Consider the following 20041-nt stretch of genomic DNA (forward strand, 5'->3'; position numbering starts at 1 on the left):
CATTTTTTGGATTCCGCATGAAGAAACAGCTCCTGTCCGGCCTCGTGGCCGCTGCCGTGCTGGGCACGATGGCCCTGCCCGCTTCCGCCCAGAACGTTGCCATCGTCAACGGCAAGGCCGTGCCGAAAGAGCGCGTTGAGGCACTCAAGCAGCAGGTGGAACGCTCGGGCCGCCCTGTGACGCCCGACATCGAAGGCCAGATCAAGGAAGAAGTGATCGCCCGCGAAATCTTCATGCAGGAAGCCCAAAAGCGCGGCCTGGAAGCCTCGGCCGACTACAAGGCCCAGATGGAACTGGCCCGCCAGAGCATCCTGATCCGCGAACTGTTCGCCGACTACCAGAAGACCAACCCGGTGACCGACGCCGAAATCCAGGCCGAATACGACAAGTTCGTGGCGGCCAATGGCGGCAAGGAATACAAGGCCAGCCACATCCTGGTGGAGAAGGAAGCCGACGCCAAGGCCATCATCGCGTCCATCAAGAAGGGCGCCAAGTTCGAAGACATCGCCAAGAAGCAATCCAAGGACCCAGGCTCCGGCGCCAAGGGTGGCGACCTGGACTGGGCCAACCCCGCCAGCTACGTGAGCGAATTCACCGAAGCCCTGGTCAAGCTCGAAAAGGGCAAGATGACCGACGCCCCCGTGAAGAGCCAGTTTGGCTACCACGTCATCCGCCTGGACGACGTGCGCCAAGCCCAGCTGCCCAAGCTGGACGAAGTCAAGCCCCAAGTGGCGCAACAACTGCAGCAGCAAAAGCTGGCCAAGTTCCAGGAAGACCTGCGCGCCAAGGCCAAGGTCGAGTAATCAGGCTGGACCGGCATCCGCAGGGATGCCCCCCCCCAAAAAACGCGGCCTAGGCCGCGTTTTTTTATGCCCGCTGGGAACGGTCTGCCGCCGACAGTTCACCCACAGAGCCGCTTGTTCTTTCCATCAACCAGTCGGCAGCTACGACCGGCCCAGCCACCAGGCCACCACCATCAACAGACCCATCATCACCGGCTGGTGAAGCATGTAGTAACTCAGGCTCCAGCGCCCCAGAACCGACACGGGCCGGACGATGCCGGGCAGTGGCAGCGACAGCAGCACCGACCGGCGGGCCAGCATCCACTGGCCTGCAGCCAGCCCCCACCACATCACGCCCAACCAAGGGAAAACAGGCACATAGTCTTCAGTGAAGGGCTTGCGGGATACCAACCCCAGCCAGTTGAGGGCCCGGCCGTTGAACCAGGGCGCAGCCTCCGCCCAACTGCCCGCCAGCAGATGCTGCGCCAGGGGCGGCAAGGCCACCGCCACCAGCCCCGCCAGCCACAGCCAGCGCCCCCAGCCAGATGTGCACCGGGCAATGAGCAGCATCACTGCCATGCCGTGCAAAACCCCGAAGTAGATGAAGCTCTGCGGAAACATGGCAAACGAGCCCAGCGTCACCAGCAGCGCACAGCCCGCGATCTGCATCCAGCGGCGCCCGAAACGCTGCCACCCCTGCCCCTGATGCCACGCAATGGCCTGACCCAGCCCGGCGCAGAAAAGAAAAAGGCTCACGATGAAGGTGCGCTGCGTGGTCCAGAACGGGTCCACGCGGAAATTCTGCGGCCAGAAACCAAAATGGCTCAGGTCAAAACAGAAGTGGAAAGCAGTCATCCACACCATCGCCAACCCCCGCAGAGCATCCACTGCGTCATAGCGCTGGCCGGTGGCGGCCGGGGTGCCCGTCCATGGGCTTGAGGCAGAAGACGGGGAGACAGGCAGAGGACGTTTCATGGCGTGGCCGGTCAGGCGGCGATTGGACGGATGCGCCCCAGGCTTCGGCGCCATCCGGGACGCCCCGATGGTAAGGACGTTTGCCCCAGTCACTCACTTGCCCGCACCGCAACAGGCAAGAAAAAAGGCCTTGCAGCATGTGCTGCAAGGCCTTCAGACATTGGTCGGAGCGGCGGGATTCGAACTCGCGACCCTCTGCTCCCAAAGCAGATGCGCTACCAGGCTGCGCTACGCTCCGACAGCTCGTATTCTAACCCGCCAATTTCCTGTTTTTTGGTTCGATGCCTGCTTTTTTCATTTTTTTGAAAAGCGGCAGGCACCAACAACAAACCGAAAATCCACAGCCTCTGGCAAAGCCATGCGAGGACGAGAGAACAACAAGAAACGGATCAGCCCTTCAGGCTGAAAAAGACCAATGAAACCGATGGGACCAATGAATCAAGCCAGGCGATGGCTTAGCGGCTGCTCGGGCCAGGGCCACGGCCAGCCAGATGGCGGAAGGTGATGCGGCCCTTGGTCAGGTCGTAGGGCGACATTTCCAGCGACACCTTGTCACCCGCCAGGATGCGGATGTGGTGCTTGCGCATCTTGCCGCCGGTGTAGGCGATCAGTTGGTGACCGTTGTCCAGCGTGACGCGAAAGCGCGAGTCGGGCAAGACTTCCGTGACGGAGCCTTGCATTTCAATGAGTTCTTCTTTGGCCATGTTCGTTATCTCTTCAAAACTAATATTCTGCGATTTGCGCCTGAACGCTTGGTGCATTCACCACGGCAGCTACGACGTGGTCGGTGCTCGACACACGGTGCATTGCGGGCGGTGGGAGTCGCTGCACCCGGGGCGCAGATCAGGCAGACGGCCGGGGGAGACGGCTTCAATGGACAGGCAAAAGCGCTGTGCAAAGCCTGTCGATTGTACCGCGATGCGCCCTGTTGTGCCTATCGGCCCGTTTGGACGGTAGCGGGCGGGCCATCGCGCCCCTGCACAGCCAGGGCCAGCGTGCGCACCAGATCCGTCTGCGTGATCACGCCCACCAGGCGATCGTCTGCATCCACGATGGGGATGTGGTGGTGCCCCCCTTGGGAAAACAGCGGAACCAGATCCATGGCGTGCTGCTCCACACGGGCCACCTGCACGGGGTGGGACATGATCTCCCCCACGTTCTGGGGCTGGCCGCCGCGCCCCATGACCAGGGTGCGCAGGCGCTGCCCCAGGCCTTCATGCACATCCAGATTGGCCAGGCGCATGAAGTCCGCCACGGTCACGATGCCCACCACCAGACGCTGCGCATCCACCACGGGCAGCGCCTTGATCTGTTCGGCCCGCATCAGGGCCCAAGCCTCCTTCAGTGAAATGGCCGCCTCCACCGCCAGCGGGGGCCGGGACATGATGTCCGAACAGCGCACCTCCCCCAGCGTCCGCTGGAACGCGGCGCGGCCTGCCAGGTGCAGCAACCCCTCCAGATCGGCGCGGCTCACGTCCAGCACCTGGTTGTAGTGCGACAGCGCCGCATCCACGTCCGATGCGGTGAAGGCGCCCTGGGCCACATCGGTGCGCGCCGCCATACGCTGCGGGTGGGGGTAGCGGCGCCCGGTCAGGCCGTTGTAGACCACGGCAGTCACCAGCAACACCACCACGTTGAACAGAATCGGAAACGCCGCCAGGTGCCAACCATCGCCTGCCGTGAGCACCACATACAGCGCCATGGCACCGCCCGGTGGGTGCAGGCAGCGCAGCGGCACCATGAGCGCAATGGCCAACCCCACCGCCACCGCCCCGGCCCACACGGGATCGGGAATCAGCGCCGCACAGAGCCCGCCCACCAGGGCAGACAAAGTGCTGCCACCCAGCACAGGCCATGGCTGGGCCAGCGGGCTCGACGGCATGCCGAACACCAGCACCGCACTGGCCCCCAGCGAAGCCACCATCCAGGGCCCCGCACTGCTGCCACCCGCCCACCAGCGACTCAGCCAGGCCGTCAACAGCACGCCAACCACCGCCCCTGCAATAAAACGCAGCCGCTCCCGGCCATCAATGCCCAGTGGTGCAGGCCAGAAATGGCGCAGCCAGCGGGCCATGCGCGTGCGCCCTGACTGGGGCGAAGAAGACGGGGATGGTGGAACGGAAAAAGACATGGGCAAAGAGGAAGCGCAGTCGCACCCCATTCGGCAGCAAAACAGTCGGCGCCCAAGGAGGGCGCAGCGCGCCGCAGCCCTTGAGTGTCGCCGAGGTCGGCATCCAGCGAGACCCGGGCCTCATAAGCCCCCACACCACAGCCCTGCAGCCGCACCGATCACCAGGGACAGGGAGGGGCTACCTATGCTCGAAACTACTGATATTGAGGGCTACAAACAGCCATCACGGTCTCAAAATCATGATCTATACTGCACAAAACATCGATAAATGCACTTTAATTCATGTTTGTTTTTACGATGGCCAACATCCAGCCTCCTCGACCTGCAGGTCGTGCTGCGATGGGCAATCGTGGCCTCTGTTGCATTGGTATGGCACGACCCGTCCGCTCCGGTACGGGTAACCCATAGGTATTCACCACGGAATGCTTGAAGTAAATTACTTTAAGCCTAAACAAAGGAGACCCATTCCATGACCACCCGCCGCCTCGTCATCAGCCGCAGCGCCGCCCTTGTGGGCGCAGCATCCACAGGGCTGCTGCTGCCCTCCATCGTGCGCGCCCAAAGCGGCAAGGCGCGTGTGGGTTTCATGTTGCCCTACACCGGCACGTTTGCCCAGCTGGGCGTGGCCATCGAGAACGGCGTGCGCCTGGCAATCGACCAGCAAGGCGGCAAGCTCGGCGGGCGCGAAATCGAGTGGTTCAAGGTGGACGACGAGTCCGAGCCCAGCAAGGGCGTGGAAAACGCCAGCAAGCTGGTGCAGCGCGACAAGGTGGATGTGCTGATCGGCACCGTGCACTCCGGCGTGCAGATGGGCATCCAGAAGGTGGCGCGCGACACCGGCGTGCTCAACCTCATCCCCAACGCAGGCGTGCATGCCGCCACCCGCGCGCTGTGCGCCCCCAACGTGTTCCGCACCTCGTTCAGTAACTCCCAGCCCACGCTGGCACTGGGCAAGGCCATGGTTGAAAAAGGCCACAAGAAGGCCGTGTGGATCACCTGGAAGTACGCGGCCGGCGACGAGGCCTTTGAAGGCTTCAAGCAAAGCTACACCGCTGCGGGCGGCACCATCGTGAAGGAACTGGGCCTGCCCTTCCCGAACGTGGAGTTCCAGGCACTGCTGACCGAGATCGCCGCGCTCAAGCCCGATGCCGTGGCCTGCTTCTTTGCCGGTGGCGGCGCGGCCAAGTTCATCCGCGACTACGCTGCGGCGGGCCTCAAGGACAAGTTCCCGCTGTACGGCTCGGGCTTCCTGACCGAAGGCGTGCTTGAAGCCGCAGGCCCTGCGGCCGACGGCATCATCACCACCATGCACTACAGCGACTCGCTGGACACGCCGCGCAACAAGCAGTTCCGCCTGGAGTACGCCAAGACCTTCCGCAGCCAGCCCGACGTGTACGCCGTGCAGGGCTACGACACCGGCCTGCTGCTGGTGCAGGGTGCCAATGCGGTCAAGGGCGACCTGACTGCCAAAGCGGCCGTCATCAAGGCCATGGAGAGCGCCACCATCGACAGCCCGCGTGGCAAGTGGACCATGAGCAAGGCCCACAACCCAGTGCAGGACATCTACCTGCGCCAGGTGGAAAACAAGGAAAACAAGGTGATTGGCGTGGCCGCAAAGGCGCTGGCCGACAGCGGCGCCGGCTGCAGGATGGGCTAACCCGCTGTACGGGGGGCCCCCTCTCCATCACCCGCCCGGCCCCCAGCCGGGCGCCCTGCTGCCCGCTTCGTGCCGGGCGGCCTGACTTACTGCACTCCACCCACGGCACCCGATGGACTTCGCCACCTTCCTGATCCAGTTGCTCAACAGCGTGCAGTACGGCCTGCTGCTGTTCATGCTGGCGGCCGGACTCACGCTGATCTTCGGGATCATGGGCGTGGTGAATCTGGCGCACGGCAGCTTCTACATGCTGGGGGCCTACCTCGCATATTCGCTGTCGGGGCATTTCGGCAGCCTGGCGCTGGCCATCCTGGGCGGGGCTCTGCTGTCGGTGGTCTTTGGCCTGGCGCTCGAATGGCTGCTGTTCCGCCACTTCTACCATCGCGATCACCTGGACCAGGTGCTGCTGACCTTCGGGCTGATCTACATCTTTGAAGAGCTGCGTTCCATCCTGTGGGGCGATGACGTGCACGGCGTGGCCATCCCCAAGATGCTGGACTGGTCGATTCCGCTTACCGACACCCTCTCCTACCCCGTCTACCGGCTGTTCATCTCGGGGGTGTGCATTGCGCTGGCGGTGGCCCTGTACCTGCTGATCTCCAAGACCCGCCTGGGCATGAAGATCCGCGCGGGCGCGTTCAACCGCGACATGGCCGAATCGCTGGGGGTGAACATCAAGCTCATCCATGCCATCGTGTTCGCGCTGGGCGTGGGCCTGGCGGCGGTGGCGGGCATGGTGGCCGCGCCGGTGTCCAGCGTGTATCCCAACATGGGCTCGTCGGTGCTCATCATGTGTTTTGTGGTGGTGGTGATCGGTGGCATCGGCTCCGTGCGAGGAGCGCTCATTGCGGCGCTGCTGGTGGGGCTGGTAGACACCTTTGGCAAAGTGCTGCTGCCTTCCATGGCGGGCATGCTGGTCTATATGTTGATGGCGGCTGTGCTGCTGTGGAAACCGGAAGGCCTGTTTAAGCAATGAGCACCCCCCGCGCCAATATCGAAGTGCTGCCACGCAGCGTGCAGTTTGCCCTGGCACTGGGGCTGGCTGCGCTGCTGCTGTTCCCTGTGGTCGGCAGCGACTTCTACGTGCAGATGGTCACGCGCATGATGATCATGGCCATCTTTGCGATGAGCCTGGATCTGCTGCAGGGCGTGACCGGCCTCGTGTCGCTGGGCCATGCCGCCTACTTTGGCGTGGCGGGCTATGCGCTGGCCTTCCTTACACCGGCCGACGCGCCCGTGAGCCTGTGGTGGACATTGCCGCTGGCGGTGGCGGGCGCCGCACTGGTGGCCCTGGTGATCGGCTTTTTTGTGGTGCGCACCCACGGCATCTACTTCATCATGGTCACCATGGCGTTTGCGCAGATGGTGTTCTATCTGTTCTTCGACAACAAGATGCTGGGCGGCTCGGACGGGCTGTACATCAACTTCCGGCCCGATGCCTCCATCTTCGGCTGGCTACCCTTCGACCTCGAAGGCCGCAAGACCTTCTACTACTTCACGCTGGCGCTCGTGGTCATCGTCTATGTGCTGCTGCGCCGCCTGCTCTGGAGCCCGCTGGGCCGGGCGCTGGCAGGCATTCGCATCAACGAGCACCGCATGCGCGCCATGGGCTTTGGCACCCAGGGCTACAAGCTCACCGCGTTCACCGTGGCGGGTGCGCTGGCGGGCCTGGCAGGCTACCTGTGGGGCGCGCAGACCGGCTATGTGAACCCGGAGCTGATGGGTTTCCACATGAGCGCACACGCCATCATGATGGTCATCCTGGGCGGCATGGGCAACTTTGCAGGGGCCATCGTCGGCGCGTTTGCTTTCGAAGTTCTGCTTCATGTGTTCAAGGACATCACCAAACACTGGCAACTGCTGATGGGCGGCTTCATCGTGCTGGTGGTGGTGGCCGCGCCGCGCGGGCTGCTGGGCATGCTGGGGCAACGCCAGGGCGGCAAGGCGCAGGAGGATTCTCACCATGGCTGACGCCCTGCTCTCTGCCCGCCAGCTCACCAAGCGCTTTGGCGGCCTGGCGGCCGTCAATGGCGTGTCCGTGGACCTCTGGCGCGGCCAGATCCATGCCGTGATCGGCCCCAACGGCGCGGGCAAGTCAACGCTGACCAACCTGCTCTCGGGCGATCTGCCGCCCACCTCGGGCACCGTGCTGCTGGGCGGCACCGATGTGACCGGCTGGGCGCCCGAGCGCATCTCGCGCCAGGGCCTGGGCCGCAGCTACCAGAAGACCAACATCTTCCTGCCGCTCACGGTGCACGAAAACGTGCGCCTGGCCGCCCAGTCGCGCGATGCGCAGCAGCCCTGGAACCCGCTGCGCTGGTGGCAGGACACCCGTGCAGCCACTATCAAAAACAGAGCTACCACCGCCCGCCTGGAAAGCGCTATCGAGCTGTCTGGCCTCAAAGACCGGCGCACGGCAATTGCCGGAGCCATGAGCCACGGCGAGCAGCGTCAGCTGGAGATCGCCATGACCCTGGCCACCGAGCCCCAGGTGCTGCTGCTCGACGAACCCCTGGCCGGCATGGGCGTGGCCGAGGCCGAGCGCATGGTGGACCTGCTGCAGCGCCTCAAGCCCGCGCACGCCATCATGCTGGTAGAGCACGATATGGATGCCGTGTTTGCGCTGGCCGATCGCCTCACCGTGATGGTCAACGGCGAGGTGATTGCCCACGGCACACCGGCTGAGGTGCGCGCCGACGAGGGCGTGCAAGCCGCCTACCTGGGCGAGGACCACTGAGATGACCACTCCATGGATCGATGCCAAAGGCATCCACACCTTCTACGGCAGCAGCCACATCCTTCACGGCATTGACTTCACCGTGGGCCAGGGCGAGACCATCGGCCTCATGGGCCGCAACGGCATGGGCAAAAGCACCCTGCTCAAGTCGCTGATGGGCCTGGTCAAACCCCGCTCGGGCAGCGTGGCTGTGGCGGGCCGCGACATGACGGGCAAGCCGCCCTACGAGGTGGCGCGGCTGGGCATTGCCTACGTGCCCGAAGGCCGTGGCATCTTTGGCAACCTCAGCGTGGTCGAGAATTTGCAGATGGCCGCACGTGCGGGCACACGCGGCCAGCGCGACTGGACCTACGAACGTGTGCTGGAGACCTTCCCGCGCCTGAAGGAGCGCCTGGGCCATGGCGGCCAGCAGCTCAGCGGTGGCGAGCAGCAGATGCTGACCATCGGCCGCGCGCTGATGACCAACCCCGATGTGCTGATCCTCGACGAAGCCACCGAGGGCCTGGCGCCACTGATCGCGCGCGAGATCTGGCGCATCTGCAGCCTGATCAAGGACAGCGGTATCAGCAGCGTGATCGTGGACAAGAACTGGAAACATGTCACGCAAATCACCGACCGCAACATCATCCTGGTCAAGGGCCAGGTGGTGTTTGAAGGCAGCTCGGACACGCTGCACGCGCAGCCCGCGCTGCTGGACCAGTACCTCGGGGTTTGACCGTGCGGGCGATGCCCGCCTGCGCCGATAGAATCATCCGCTTTCGTCTTCGAGGGGTTCGCCCGTGTCTGATCGCCTGGCAGTTCTGCCGCAATACCTCCTGCCCAAGCAGGCACTGACCACCCTGGCTGGCAAGTTCGCATCGGCCCGGCTGGGGGGCCTGACCACCTCGGTGATCCGTTGGTTTGTGGGCCGCTACAACGTGAACATGGGCGAGGCGGCCAACCCTGACATCACCAGCTACGCGAGCTTCAACGACTTCTTCACGCGCGCATTGAAAGACGGCGCCCGCCCGCTGGCCGATGCCGACCTGATCTGCCCCGTGGACGGCGCCATCAGCCAGTTCGGCCCCATTGCCAAGGACCAGGTCTTCCAGGCCAAGGGCCATTCGTATTCCACCACCGCCCTGGTGGGCGGCGACGCGGCACTGGGTGCGCGTTTCGAAAACGGCCACTTCGCCACGCTCTACCTGAGCCCACGCGACTACCACCGCATCCACATGCCCTGCGCGGGTTCGCTCACGCGCATGATCCACGTGCCGGGCGAGCTGTTCTCGGTCAACCCCACCACCGCGCGCGGCGTGCCCGGCCTGTTCGCGCGCAACGAGCGTGTGGTCTGTGTTTTCGAGTCGGCCCAGGGTCCGTTTGTGCTGGTGCTGGTGGGCGCCACCATCGTGGGCAGCATGGCCACTGTGTGGCACGGCCAGGTGAACCCCCCGCGCCCCGGCACGCTGCGCCAGTGGGACTACGCACCGGGCCAGGTCAGCCTGCAAAAGGGCGATGAGATGGGACGCTTTTTGCTCGGCTCCACCGTGGTGATGCTGTTCCCCGAGGGGCCGCTGCAGTTCAACCCGCAGTGGGCACCCGCACGGCCCATCCAGCTGGGTGAGGCCATGGCGCAGCGCAGCGTCTGATTTGAAGCCATATTGGCTTCTGGCGCCCGACCATCAAGCGCCAGAAGCTATCAAAACAAGAGCAAACTACTTCCGCCGGGCGGCCGCAAACGCCAGCGCCGCCTCCAGCAGACGCTCCAGGTGCGGCTGCACCTCGGCTGCTACCTCGGGCAGGTAGTCAAAGGGCAAGGCCTCCTGCATATAGCTGCACTGGGTCATCTCCAGCTGCACGGCGTGGATGTTCTGCGCGGGCTGGCCGTAGTGGCGCGTGATGTGCCCGCCCTTGAAACGGCCATTGAGCACACCGGTGTAGCCCGGCGCCGACTGGGCAATGGCCAACAGCGCCTGCGCCAGTGCCGGGTCGCAGCTGGCACCATCGGCCGTGCCCAGGTTCAGGTCGGGCAGCTTGCCCTCAAAAAAGCGCGGCAGCACGGAGCGGATGGAGTGCGCGTCCCACAGCACCGCCACACCATGCTGCGCGCGGATGCGGCTCAGCTCGGCGCGCAGTTGCGCATGGTACGGCGCCCAGACGGCGTCGCGGCGCGCAGCCACCTCGGCGTCATCGGGCACATCGCCCTGGGCGTAGATGGGCGTGTCGTCAAAGGTATCGACCGGGCACAGGCCGGTGACACTCTGGCCGGGGTAAAGGCTCGCGCCATCGGGTGGTCGGTTCAGGTCCACCACGTAGCGCGAATGCGTGGCCACGAGGATGGAGGCCCCCATGTCTTTCGCGAATGCATAGAGGCGCTCCATGTGCCAGTCGGTGTCGGGCACTTGGCGGGCCTCATCGGTGAAGCGCGCTGCCAACACGGGCGGCACATAGGTGCCTGCATGGGGCATCGAGACCAGCAAGGGCGCAGTGCCCTGGTGGAAGGTGAAGGGTGGGGGCGTGGTGGTCATAAGGGACAAAGTGGTTGGAGTTCAAGACCCGGGGTTTCAGTCCGCCGCAATGGTGGTGGAGCGCGCCGCTACAAAGGCCTGCGCGGCTGCGTCGTGCAGGGCATGGCGGCCCTGCGCCACGCGCAACACGCCCGCCACCCACAGGCTGTCAATGGCCGAGGTGCGGTGGCTGCCGAACACGTGGGACGACAACATGCTGGGTGCGGGCAGGCCCGCCAGCGCCACATGCCGCGCGTCCAGCGCCACCAGGTCGGCCTGCTGACCCACGGCCAGGCCACTGACCGAGCGGCCAGACGCCTGCGCCCCGCCCTGCACCGCTTGCAAGGTCATGGCCGTGGCCACCTCGGCCTGGCTGCGGCTGGCCAGCACATTGCGCTGGCGCAGCGACAGACGCTGGCCGTATTCGAGCATCAGCAGCTCCTCGGCCGCGTTCACGCAGGCGTGGCTGTCCGAACCCACGCCCCAGCGGCCGCCATGCTGCAGCCACAGCGGCATGTCAAAGATGCCGTCGCCCAGGTTGGCTTCCGTGGTGGGGCAAATGCCAGCCACCGCGCCCGTGCGGGCTGCGTCGGCGTATTCCTGCGGCGTCATGTGCGTGGCGTGAACCAGGCACCAGCGCTCGTCCACGGGTGCGTGCTCCAGCAGCCACTGCACGGGGCGCTGGCCGCTCCAGGCGATGCAGTCCTCCACCTCCTGCGTCTGCTCGGCAATGTGGATGTGGATGGGGGCCTGGGGGTTCAGCGCCGTAAGTCCCTGCACGGCGGCGGCCAAGCTATCGGGCGGCACGGCACGCAGCGAATGCGGGGCCAGACCCAGAATGCCGCCCAGCGCCCGTGTGGCGGGCGCAAGGCGCTCCAACAAAGAGAGCATGTTGTCGGTGCTGCGGATAAAGCGCGCCTGGTCGGCACGCGGTGGCTTGGCACCAAAACCACTCGTCTGGTAGAGCACCGGCAGCAGCGTGATGCCGATGCCCGCGCTCTTCGCCGCGCGCAGCAGCGCCAGCGACAGCGTGGCATCGTCGGCATAGGGGCGGCCGTCCTGGTCGTGGTGCACGTAGTGGAACTCGCACACGCTGGTGTAGCCCGCCTCCAGCATCTCCACATACAGCCAGGTGGCGATGGCCTCCAGCGACTCGGGCGTGATGCGCGCGGCAAAGCGGTACATCAGGTTGCGCCAGCTCCAGAAGCTGTCCTGGCTCTCGCCCCGGTACTCCGTGAGGCCCGCAAACGCGCGCTGAAACGCGTGCGAATGCAGGTTGGGCATGCCGGGCAGCAGCGGGCCGGGGGCCACGGCAGCGCCGTTCGGCTGTGCGTTGGGCGTGACGGCGGTGATGCGCCCTGCCCCATCCCAGGCCACGAGCACATCGCGCGCCCAGCCGGTGGGCAGCAAGGCATCGGCCGCGAAAAGTTGGCGTTGAAGCGGCTCGCTCATGGCATGACTCCGTGGATGCACCCCTGCCGCACGATGGTGCAGGCGGGCTTCTGGCCAAACCAGTAGGCCAGCTCGGCCGCCTCGCCCACGGGCCACAAAACAAAGTTGGCAGGTCGGCCCGATGCGATGAGGCCATGGGAATCTTGCAAGCCCAGCGCGCGCGCGGCATGGGTAGTGATGCCCGCCAGTGCCTCGGGCACCGTCAGGCGGAACAGCGTGCAGGCCATGTTGGCCATGAGCAGCAGGCTGAGCGCGGGCGATGTGCCCGGGTTGTGGTCGGTAGACACCGCCATGGGCACACCGGCCTCGCGCAGCTGCGCGATGGGCGGCAAGTGTGTGTCGCGCAGCGTGTAGTAGGCGCCGGGCAGCAGCACGGCCACGGTGCCTGCGGCTTTCATCGCGGCAATGCCGTCGGCCGACAGGTGTTCGATGTGGTCACACGACAGCGCGCCGTAACGCGCTGCCAGCGCCGAGCCGCCCATGTCCGACAGTTGCTCCGCATGCAACTTGACGGGGATGCCCAGCTTTTGCGCGGCCTGGAAGACCTGCTCTGTCTCGGCCAGCGTGAAGGCGATGCGTTCACAGAACACATCCACTGCATCCACCAGGCCTTCGGCGGCCAGTGCGGGCAGCATCTCGTTGCAGACCAGGTCGGTGTAGTCGCCACTGCGGCCTGCGTACTCGGACGGCAGCGCATGCGCGCCGAGGAAGGTGGTGCGCACCGTCACGCCAAATACCTCGCCCAGGCGACGGGCCACGCGCAACTGCTTGCGCTCATGTTCCAGCGCCAGGCCGTAGCCTGACTTGATCTCGATGGCGCACACGCCTTCATCGAGCAAAGCCTGCAGGCGCGGAGCAGCCTGGGCAAAAAGTTCGTCTTCCGACGCCGCACGCGTGGCCTTGACCGACGACACAATGCCCCCGCCTGCCTGGGCCACTTCTTCGTACGTGGCACCGGCCAGGCGCATGGCGAATTCGTTGGCCCGCTGACCGCCATAGACCAGGTGCGTGTGGCAGTCCACCAGCCCGGGGGTGGCGAGCGCGCCCCGCGCATCGTGGCGCGACAATGCCTTGTAAGCGGCGGGCAACTGCGCCTCGGGCCCCACCCAGGCCATCTGGCCTTGCTGCACCACCACGCAGGCAGGCTGGCCCTCGGGCACAGCCACATCGGCCACCCACAGGCCGGGCGCGGGTTGCAGGTTGTGCCACACGCCATCGGCGTTCTGGCTGGCGGCCGACCCGCTCGGGTGGCCGTGGTTGTCCATGTGTTGCATCTGCCTGCCCACCCGTGGGCTCCGTGTTGAATGCTATACAAATAATAGCTACCAGCGCTTATCCATCAGGCGGTGGCAGCCCTTTTTATTCAAATTTTGGAGACTGCACCGCGCTGCAAGGCGATCCAGACCAGCGCAGGCGCGTCGGCGGCGGCACCCGCATGCAGCGGCTCCAGTTGGCCCGGCGTTGCACCGCCCTCGCCCGCCCACCAAAAGCCCTGCCCTGCCGCCAGCGCACGCGGCCCGGCGCCCGGCGCCACCCACTGCCAATCGCCCTGCAGCACCAGGCACAGGCCTGCGGGCGTGCCGCCGGGCGACTGCGCATCGCCCACCACCTGCAGCGGCCCATGCCACTGGCCCCGCCGCTGCATAAGGTTGAAGTCCTTGGACGTGCCGCCCAGCATCGCGCCATCCACCGCGTCGTCGCCCGAAAACGCAAACGGCTGCCAGCGCTGCTCCAGGCGGTGCTCCCAGCCAGGGCTGCGCAGGTGCAGGCCGTCGCCGCCCAGCAGCATGATCTGCCGGTCGATGGCAGGGAAAACCGAGAACGGCCCGGGCCGGTCCACCGTGGCCAGGCTCACGCGCCACTCGAAGCTGTTCATGTCCGCACCGGGGGGCCAGCAGGCCAGCTCCTGCGTGCTGCCGCCGCCGTTTTTCCAAGGCATGCTGGGGGTGGTAGCCAGGTCAAAAAAATGCGTTGCCATCGGTGTTGTCGTGTTCATCAATCAGGATGTTGCGGTGGTCGGCTCTGCGCCGGTGACCAGCAGCGGGAACAGCGGGTGGTCCATCTCCGCGCCAGCGGGCAACTCGTCGGCCAGGCCCGGAAACTCGGGCGAGGTCTTCCACGGCCGGGGCGCATGGCGCGTGTCGTCGCCCAGAAAGCGCACCGAGAACACGCGGCGACGATTCGGCCCTTCCACCCCACCCGCGGCATGCAACGTGAGCATGTGGAAGCACACCACGTCGCCGGGCTCGATCTCCCAGCCCACGATGGGGAAGGCAGCACGGTCGGCCTCGACATCGGGCAGGTCCTGCAGGCTGCCTTCGGGGAACCATTTCGCCTGGTTGTCCATGAAGGTGCGCGGCATGAGCCACGGCCCCTTGTGCGAACCGGCCACAAATTCGAGCGTGGCCGCGCGCGACACCGGGTCAACCGGTATCCACATGCTGATGTTCTGCTGGCCGTCGATGTTGTAGTAGGGCTGGTCCTGGTGCCAGGGCGTGCGCTGGCGGGTGCCCGGCTCCTTCACCAGCACATGGTCGTGGTACAGCCGCACGGTGCGCGACTGCATGAGGCGCTGCGCGGCCAGGGCCAGCGGCGTCTCGTGCACAAAGCGGCCGAACTGCGGGATGTCCTGCCAGTTGCAGAAGTCCTCGAAGAAGCGACCCGGGTCGTCAGGCCGGCTGGCCACCTTGGCGCGCGGGCTGGGTGCGGCCAGGTTGGCGTCGATGCCTTCGCGCAGCAGCGCCACCTCTTCGGGCGTGAGCAACTGCTTGATGCACAGCGCGCCGTCGCGGTCAAAGCGGGCAATGTCGTCTGCGGTCAGGCTCTCTCGCAGGCGCTGCTGAAAGCGCTCTGACAGGCGCGGGTCCATGGCGGGCAATAGCGAAGAAGGCATGCGGGCTTGTCTCCTGTTGTGTTGTTGCTGACCGTTGTCGTGCACCCCGCCGCACCCGGCCTCAGGCGCGGGTCAGCACCGCCTGCAGGAAGGAGCGCGTGCGCTCCTGCGTGGGGTTGGTGAAGATGGTGGCGGGTGCACCAGCCTCGATGATGCCGCCGCCGTCCATCACGACCACCACATCGCCCACCTCACGCGCAAAGTCCATCTCGTGCGTCACCACCATCATGGTCATGCCTTCGCTGGCCAGCAGCTTCATGACCTGCAGCACCTCGCCCACGAGCTCCGGGTCCAGCGCCGAGGTGGGTTCGTCGAACAGCATCACGCGCGGCTCCATGGCCAGCGCGCGGGCAATGGCCACACGCTGCTTTTGCCCGCCCGACAGGCTGGCGGGCATGGCCGGCGCCTTGTGCGCGAGGCCCACCTTGGTCAGCAGGGCCTGGGCGCGCTCCTCGGCCTCCTTGCGCGAGAGGCCGCGCAGCTTGCGCGGGCCCAGCGTGACGTTGTCGAGCACGGACAGGTGCGGGAACAGGTTGAACGACTGGAACACCATGCCCACTTCTTCGCGCAGCGCGTTGAGGTCATGGTCGGGCAGCATGCGGCCGTCCTGCACCAGCGTGCGGCCACAGATCTCGACGGAGCCTCCCTCGGGCTGCTCCAGCCCATTGCAGCAGCGCAAGAAGGTGCTCTTGCCGGACCCACTGGGCCCGATGACCACCACCACCTGCGATGGCAGCACATCAAAGTCGATGCCGTTCAGCACCACATGGCTGCCAAACGCCTTGCGCAGCCCGCGAATGCGCACGATGGGTTCAGCGGCCTGGCCTGCTCCATTCATTGGAAGTGCTTCTTTCTTCATTGCACCATCCCCCCGGCGCGCAAGCGCAACTCGATGCGGCGCAGCACCAGCGTCGTGGCCCCGGTCAGGATGAAATACACCACCGCAATCGCCAGGTACACCTCCAGCGAGCGGTACGACACGCTGATGATCTTCTGCCCCTCGTGCATCAGGTCGTGGATGGTGAGCAGCGACACCAGCGCCGAGTTCTTGATGAGCGCGATGAACTCGTTGCCCAGCGGCGGAATCATGCGCACCACGGCCTGTGGCAGCACCACGGTGCGCATGGCCAGGCCCGAGGACATGCCGATGGAACGCGCCGCCTCCATCTGCCCCTTGTCAATGGACTGGATGGCGCCGCGCACCACCTCGGACACATAGGCACCCGAGTAGATGCCCAGGCCGATCACGCCGCACACAAAGGCAGGCAGCAGGATGCCGAACTGCGGCAAGCCAAAGAACAGGATGAACAACTGCACCAGCAGCGGGGTGCCACGGATGGCAGCCACGTAGGCGGTGCACAGGGCGTAGACCACGCGGCGCTTGGGGTTCAGCCGGCCAATGCCGACCAGCAGGCCCATGACGCAGCCCAGCAGCAGCGAGGCAGCCGTGATTTCCACAGTGACCAGCGCACCCGCCAGCAACTGCGGCACCCCGGCCCAGACAGGAGAAAAATCGAGTTCCATGGCTCAGTACAGCAACGGCTAGCGGGTCAGTGGCTTACTTGGCAGCGCTGTTGCTGAACCACTTCTTGACGATGGCCGCATAGGTGCCATCGGCCTTGAGCTTGGTGATGGCACCGTTGACGGCCTTCGTCAGCTCGGGCGTGTCCTTGCGCAGGGCCATGCCGTACTCTTCGGTGGTGAGCTGCTCATCGAGCACGCGCAGGCCCGGGCGGGTGCGGACATACTGGAACGCGGCGGGCTTACCGGTCACGGCAGCGTCGGCGCGGCCGATGTCCACCAGATTGAACATCTCCTGGTTCTTTTCGACCTCGACACGCTGCACCTTGGGGAATTTTTCAGTCAGGTAGCTCACGGATTTCGTGCCCACCTGCACGCTGACTTTCTTGCCGTCCAGGTCGGCCAGCTTGTTGATGGCCTTGTTGTCGGCCTTCACCATCACCACCAGGCCACCGGCGTAGTAGGAGTCGGTGAAGTCCACCACCTTCTTGCGCTCATCGGTGATGTAGATGGCCGAGACGGCCATGTCGAAACGCTTGGAGATCAGGCCCGGGATCAGGCCCTTGAAGTCGATGTCCACCCATTCGACCTGTTTGCCCATGGTCTTGGCAATCGCTTCCACCAGCTCGATGTCAAAGCCCGTGCGCTTGCCGTTCTCGACAAACTCCATGGGCGGAAACGTGGCATCGGTGCCCACACGCAGGACGTTGTCCTGGGCCTGCGCACCCGTGGTGCAGAAAGCAGCGGCGGCCAGGCTGGCCAGAAGAAGGTTGCGGCGAAGGTTCATGGGGAAAGCTCCTGAGGAGGGGTGAGGGAAATCAGGGAGAAGTGAGTTGGCGGGAGATGCGCGCCGCGGCGACGACGGCCATGCCGGTGAGCGCGGTCTCCTGCCCCTGGGCCCGCAAGATCGGGGCCATCAGCGTGATGGCCCCGGCCGCCTGCCGGGGAGAGCCGAACACCGGCACGCTGACGCCCCAGACACCGGCATCCACCTCGCCGGAGCTGACGGCGTAGCCCGCCTTGGCAATGCCTTCCAGCTCGGCGAGCGCCACCTGGCGCTCGGGGGTGCCTGCACCGTAGTGCAGGTCCAGAATGGCATTGCGCGTGGCCGGGGCCACATGGGCGAGCAGGCACTTGGCGGAGGCGCCCGCGCGCAGCGGCACGCTGCGCCCTTTTTCAAATGAGCAGCGCAGCGCCTGCGTGCTGTCCACCATGTCCAGGCACACCACGCTGTCATTCACGGCCACCACCAGCCCCACGCTCTCGTGGGACTGCCGGGCCAGGGCCTGCATGTCCGGCCGCGCGTGGTGCACCAGGTGCGACGCCATGTCAAAGCCCAGGGCCAGTTGCAGGCTGAGCGGCCCGGGCGCGTAGTGCCCGCTGCTCTCCAGCACAAAACCCCACAGCTTGAGCCGCGCCAGTTGGCGGTACAACGTGCTGCGCGCCAGGCCCGTGGCCTCCACCAGCTCGGCCGCCGACATGGGCTGACCGTGCTGCGCCAGTACGGCCAGCACGTGCAGAACACGGTCGGCAGCGGCAACGGAGGTCAGTCCACGGGCGGTCATGGACTCAGTATCAAAGTATTGCAGCGACATTCCTACCCTGCATTCCCATTTGATGGGAATGCAGTTCCCTTTTTCACATTCCTGTTATTCCCTCGCTTTCTTCGGACTACTTCACCATGGGCAGCTTGAGGCCCTGCTTCTTCGCTGTCTCCACGGCCAACTCGTAGCCCGCGTCGGCGTGGCGCATCACGCCGCTGCCGCAGTCGTTGACCAGCACATTGGCCAGGCGTTGGGCCGCCGCATCGGTGCCATCGGCCACGATGACCATGCCCGAGTGCTGCGAGTAGCCCATGCCCACGCCACCGCCGTGGTGCAGGCTGACCCAGGTGGCGCCGCCCGAGGTATTGAGCAGCGCGTTGAGCAGCGGCCAGTCGCTCACAGCGTCCGTTCCGTCCTTCATGCCTTCGGTCTCACGGTTGGGGCTGGCCACGCTGCCGGTGTCCAGGTGGTCGCGGCCAATCACGATGGGGGCCTTCAGCTCGCCGTTCTTGACCATCTCGTTGAAGGCCAGGCCCGCGATGTGGCGCTCGCCCAGGCCCAGCCAGCAGATGCGTGCAGGCAGGCCCTGGAAGGCGATGCGCTCGCCCGCCATGTCGAGCCAGCGGTGCACGTGCTTGTTCTCGGGGAACAGTTCCTTGATCTTCGCGTCGGTCTTGCGGATGTCTTCCGGGTCGCCCGACAGGGCCACCCAGCGGAACGGGCCCTTGCCTTCGCAGAACAGCGGGCGGATGTAGGCAGGCACGAAGCCGGGGAAGTCGAAGGCATTCTTCACACCTTCGTCGAACGCCACCTGGCGGATGTTGTTGCCGTAGTCCACCACCGGAATGCCCATGTGCTGGAAGTCGAGCATGGCCTGCACGTGCACGGCGCACGACTTGGCAGCGGCCTTTTTCAGCACCTCGTGCTGCGTCACGTCCTGCTGCGCGGCACGCCACTGGGCCACCGTCCAGCCTGCGGGCAGGTAGCCGTTGACGAGGTCGTGGGCCGATGTCTGGTCGGTGACGAGGTCTGGCTTGAGGCCACCGGCCTTGGCACGGCGCACCAGCTCGGGCAGGATTTCGGCGGCGTTGCCCAGCAGTGCAATCGACACGGCCTCCTTGGCGGCGGTGTGCTGCTGGATCAGCTCGAACGCGTGGTCAATGTCGCGCGCCTGTTTGTCCACATAGCGCGTGCGCAGGCGGAAGTCGATGCTGCTTTGCTGGCATTCGATGTTGAGCGACACGGCGCCCGCAAACGTGGCGGCCAGCGGCTGCGCGCCGCCCATGCCTCCCAGGCCTGCGGTCAAGATCCACTTGCCCTCCAGCGAGCCGCCATAGTGCTTGCGGCCGGCCTCGGCAAAGGTCTCGTAGGTGCCTTGCACGATGCCTTGCGTGCCGATGTAGATCCAGCTGCCGGCGGTCATCTGGCCGTACATGAACAGACCCTTCTGGTCCAGCTCGCTGAAGTGCTCCCAGTTGGCCCACTTGGGCACCAGGTTGGAGTTGGCCAGCAGCACGCGGGGCGCGTTGGCATGGGTCTTGAACACGCCCACGGGCTTGCCGGACTGGATGAGCAGGGTCTCGTCGTCGTTCAAGTCCTTGAGCGAGGCGAGGATCTGGTCGTAGCACTCCCAGTTGCGCGCAGCACGGCCGATGCCGCCGTACACCACCAGGTCCTGCGGGCGCTCGGCCACTTCGGCGTCTAGGTTGTTCTGGATCATGCGATAGGCCGCTTCGGTGAGCCAGCTCTTGCACGTGAGCTGGCTGCCGCGCGGGGCGCGGATCACGCGGCTAGCGTCGTGGCGGGGGTCGGTGTTGGAGGCGGCGGCGATGATGGCGTCGTTGGCGTTCATGGTGAGCTCCT

General features: G+C 65.6%; 20 protein-coding genes and 1 tRNA gene. 7 read left to right on the forward strand and 14 right to left on the reverse strand.

Features of this window, described 5'->3' with window-relative positions; genetic code table 11:
- Nucleotides 1-17: 17 nt before the first annotated feature.
- On the forward strand, nt 18-803 hold the full coding sequence (locus tag A1D30_RS09695) for a peptidylprolyl isomerase (RefSeq protein ID WP_063460520.1): 786 nt from the start codon (nt 18-20) through the stop codon (nt 801-803).
- A 141-nt stretch (nt 804-944) separates the two neighbouring features.
- Here A1D30_RS09695 and A1D30_RS09700 read toward each other — a convergent pair whose 3' ends face one another.
- The 4 genes from A1D30_RS09700 to A1D30_RS09715 form a co-directional block, all read right to left on the reverse strand.
- The gene (locus tag A1D30_RS09700; protein ID WP_082836386.1) at nt 945-1757 is read right to left on the reverse strand and encodes a heparan-alpha-glucosaminide N-acetyltransferase; all 813 of its coding nucleotides are present in this window, start codon (nt 1755-1757) and stop codon (nt 945-947) included.
- A gap of 161 nt (nt 1758-1918) precedes the next feature.
- Nucleotides 1919-1995 (reverse strand) — tRNA-Pro (locus tag A1D30_RS09705).
- Nucleotides 1996-2212: 217 nt separating this feature from the next.
- Nucleotides 2213-2461, reverse strand: a complete 249-nt coding sequence (gene infA / locus A1D30_RS09710; protein WP_063460522.1) for a translation initiation factor IF-1 — start codon at nt 2459-2461, stop codon at nt 2213-2215.
- A 230-nt stretch (nt 2462-2691) separates the two neighbouring features.
- The gene (locus A1D30_RS09715) at nt 2692-3831 is read right to left on the reverse strand and encodes an HPP family protein (RefSeq protein WP_242421869.1); all 1140 of its coding nucleotides are present in this window, start codon (nt 3829-3831) and stop codon (nt 2692-2694) included.
- A gap of 526 nt (nt 3832-4357) precedes the next feature.
- Here A1D30_RS09715 and A1D30_RS09720 point away from each other — a divergent pair.
- The 6 genes from A1D30_RS09720 (at nt 4358) to asd (ending at nt 9910) form a co-directional block, all read left to right on the forward strand.
- Nucleotides 4358-5545 carry an ABC transporter substrate-binding protein gene (locus tag A1D30_RS09720; RefSeq protein WP_063460523.1) on the forward strand — a complete coding sequence of 396 codons (1188 nt, stop codon included), beginning with the start codon at nt 4358-4360 and terminating at the stop codon, nt 5543-5545.
- 112 nt (nt 5546-5657) lie between these two features.
- Nucleotides 5658-6521, forward strand: a complete 864-nt coding sequence (locus tag A1D30_RS09725) for a branched-chain amino acid ABC transporter permease (RefSeq protein ID WP_063460524.1) — start codon at nt 5658-5660, stop codon at nt 6519-6521.
- A complete protein-coding gene (locus tag A1D30_RS09730) occupies nt 6518-7516 on the forward strand; it encodes a branched-chain amino acid ABC transporter permease (protein ID WP_063460525.1) in 999 nt (332 codons plus the stop codon). Before A1D30_RS09725 ends, A1D30_RS09730 begins: the two co-directional genes overlap by 4 nt.
- Nucleotides 7509-8282: an ABC transporter ATP-binding protein gene (locus tag A1D30_RS09735; protein ID WP_063460526.1), complete on the forward strand. Its 774-nt coding sequence runs from the start codon at nt 7509-7511 to the stop codon at nt 8280-8282. The genes A1D30_RS09730 and A1D30_RS09735 overlap by 8 nt, the downstream gene beginning before the upstream one ends.
- Nucleotide 8283: 1 nt before the next feature.
- A complete protein-coding gene (locus A1D30_RS09740; protein ID WP_063460527.1) occupies nt 8284-8997 on the forward strand; it encodes an ABC transporter ATP-binding protein in 714 nt (237 codons plus the stop codon).
- 64 nt (nt 8998-9061) lie between these two features.
- Nucleotides 9062-9910: an archaetidylserine decarboxylase gene (gene asd / locus A1D30_RS09745; RefSeq protein ID WP_063460528.1), complete on the forward strand. Its 849-nt coding sequence runs from the start codon at nt 9062-9064 to the stop codon at nt 9908-9910.
- A 66-nt stretch (nt 9911-9976) separates the two neighbouring features.
- Here the strand turns inward: asd and hutG are convergent, their stop codons facing one another.
- From hutG to hutU, 10 genes are all read right to left on the reverse strand, one after another.
- On the reverse strand, nt 9977-10789 hold the full coding sequence (gene hutG, locus A1D30_RS09750) for an N-formylglutamate deformylase (protein WP_063460529.1): 813 nt from the start codon (nt 10787-10789) through the stop codon (nt 9977-9979).
- Nucleotides 10790-10825: 36 nt separating this feature from the next.
- Nucleotides 10826-12220 (reverse strand): formimidoylglutamate deiminase, encoded by a 1395-nt coding sequence (locus A1D30_RS09755; RefSeq protein ID WP_063460530.1) that lies wholly within the window; start codon nt 12218-12220, stop codon nt 10826-10828.
- A complete protein-coding gene (gene hutI / locus A1D30_RS09760; RefSeq protein ID WP_063460531.1) occupies nt 12217-13494 on the reverse strand; it encodes an imidazolonepropionase in 1278 nt (425 codons plus the stop codon). Before hutI ends, A1D30_RS09755 begins: the two co-directional genes overlap by 4 nt.
- A gap of 89 nt (nt 13495-13583) precedes the next feature.
- Entirely contained in the window at nt 13584-14198 is a 615-nt protein-coding gene (locus tag A1D30_RS09765) for a HutD family protein (protein ID WP_063460532.1), read from the reverse strand.
- Between the two features lie 21 nt (nt 14199-14219).
- Nucleotides 14220-15113, reverse strand: coding sequence for a phytanoyl-CoA dioxygenase family protein (locus A1D30_RS09770; protein ID WP_199865944.1), 894 nt, complete (start codon nt 15111-15113; stop codon nt 14220-14222).
- Nucleotides 15114-15174: 61 nt separating this feature from the next.
- Entirely contained in the window at nt 15175-15951 is a 777-nt protein-coding gene (locus A1D30_RS09775; protein ID WP_063460534.1) for an amino acid ABC transporter ATP-binding protein, read from the reverse strand.
- Between the two features lie 17 nt (nt 15952-15968).
- On the reverse strand, nt 15969-16637 hold the full coding sequence (locus tag A1D30_RS09780; RefSeq protein ID WP_063460535.1) for an amino acid ABC transporter permease: 669 nt from the start codon (nt 16635-16637) through the stop codon (nt 15969-15971).
- A gap of 34 nt (nt 16638-16671) precedes the next feature.
- A complete protein-coding gene (locus tag A1D30_RS09785) occupies nt 16672-17421 on the reverse strand; it encodes a glutamine ABC transporter substrate-binding protein (protein WP_063460536.1) in 750 nt (249 codons plus the stop codon).
- A gap of 31 nt (nt 17422-17452) precedes the next feature.
- Entirely contained in the window at nt 17453-18199 is a 747-nt protein-coding gene (locus A1D30_RS09790; protein ID WP_242421835.1) for an IclR family transcriptional regulator, read from the reverse strand.
- A gap of 106 nt (nt 18200-18305) precedes the next feature.
- Complete coding sequence (gene hutU, locus A1D30_RS09795) at nt 18306-20030, reverse strand: urocanate hydratase (RefSeq protein ID WP_063460538.1); 1725 nt, start codon at nt 20028-20030, stop codon at nt 18306-18308.
- Nucleotides 20031-20041: the final 11 nt, after the last annotated feature.

The sequence above is a fragment of the Acidovorax sp. GW101-3H11 genome (assembly GCF_001633105.1).
In the GTDB taxonomy this organism is placed as follows: Bacteria; Pseudomonadota; Gammaproteobacteria; order Burkholderiales; family Burkholderiaceae_C; genus Acidovorax.

What these genes read in the sequence shown, in the direction of transcription:
- A1D30_RS09700 (WP_082836386.1), bottom strand. Translation starts at nt 1,757, where the DNA reads ATGAAACGTCCTCTGCCTGTCTCCCCGTCTTCTGCCTCAAGCCCATGG.
- A1D30_RS09775 (WP_063460534.1), bottom strand. Translation starts at nt 15,951, where the DNA reads ATGAATGGAGCAGGCCAGGCCGCTGAACCCATCGTGCGCATTCGCGGG.
- infA (WP_063460522.1), bottom strand. Translation starts at nt 2,461, where the DNA reads ATGGCCAAAGAAGAACTCATTGAAATGCAAGGCTCCGTCACGGAAGTC.
- A1D30_RS09770 (WP_199865944.1), bottom strand. Translation starts at nt 15,113, where the DNA reads ATGCCTTCTTCGCTATTGCCCGCCATGGACCCGCGCCTGTCAGAGCGC.
- A1D30_RS09695 (WP_063460520.1), top strand. Translation starts at nt 18, where the DNA reads ATGAAGAAACAGCTCCTGTCCGGCCTCGTGGCCGCTGCCGTGCTGGGC.
- A1D30_RS09765 (WP_063460532.1), bottom strand. Translation starts at nt 14,198, where the DNA reads ATGGCAACGCATTTTTTTGACCTGGCTACCACCCCCAGCATGCCTTGG.
- A1D30_RS09725 (WP_063460524.1), top strand. Translation starts at nt 5,658, where the DNA reads ATGGACTTCGCCACCTTCCTGATCCAGTTGCTCAACAGCGTGCAGTAC.
- hutU (WP_063460538.1), bottom strand. Translation starts at nt 20,030, where the DNA reads ATGAACGCCAACGACGCCATCATCGCCGCCGCCTCCAACACCGACCCC.
- hutG (WP_063460529.1), bottom strand. Translation starts at nt 10,789, where the DNA reads ATGACCACCACGCCCCCACCCTTCACCTTCCACCAGGGCACTGCGCCC.
- A1D30_RS09735 (WP_063460526.1), top strand. Translation starts at nt 7,509, where the DNA reads ATGGCTGACGCCCTGCTCTCTGCCCGCCAGCTCACCAAGCGCTTTGGC.
- A1D30_RS09740 (WP_063460527.1), top strand. Translation starts at nt 8,284, where the DNA reads ATGACCACTCCATGGATCGATGCCAAAGGCATCCACACCTTCTACGGC.
- A1D30_RS09730 (WP_063460525.1), top strand. Translation starts at nt 6,518, where the DNA reads ATGAGCACCCCCCGCGCCAATATCGAAGTGCTGCCACGCAGCGTGCAG.
- A1D30_RS09785 (WP_063460536.1), bottom strand. Translation starts at nt 17,421, where the DNA reads ATGAACCTTCGCCGCAACCTTCTTCTGGCCAGCCTGGCCGCCGCTGCT.
- A1D30_RS09790 (WP_242421835.1), bottom strand. Translation starts at nt 18,199, where the DNA reads ATGACCGCCCGTGGACTGACCTCCGTTGCCGCTGCCGACCGTGTTCTG.
- A1D30_RS09780 (WP_063460535.1), bottom strand. Translation starts at nt 16,637, where the DNA reads ATGGAACTCGATTTTTCTCCTGTCTGGGCCGGGGTGCCGCAGTTGCTG.
- A1D30_RS09715 (WP_242421869.1), bottom strand. Translation starts at nt 3,831, where the DNA reads ATGGCCCGCTGGCTGCGCCATTTCTGGCCTGCACCACTGGGCATTGAT.
- A1D30_RS09720 (WP_063460523.1), top strand. Translation starts at nt 4,358, where the DNA reads ATGACCACCCGCCGCCTCGTCATCAGCCGCAGCGCCGCCCTTGTGGGC.
- A1D30_RS09755 (WP_063460530.1), bottom strand. Translation starts at nt 12,220, where the DNA reads ATGAGCGAGCCGCTTCAACGCCAACTTTTCGCGGCCGATGCCTTGCTG.
- hutI (WP_063460531.1), bottom strand. Translation starts at nt 13,494, where the DNA reads ATGCAACACATGGACAACCACGGCCACCCGAGCGGGTCGGCCGCCAGC.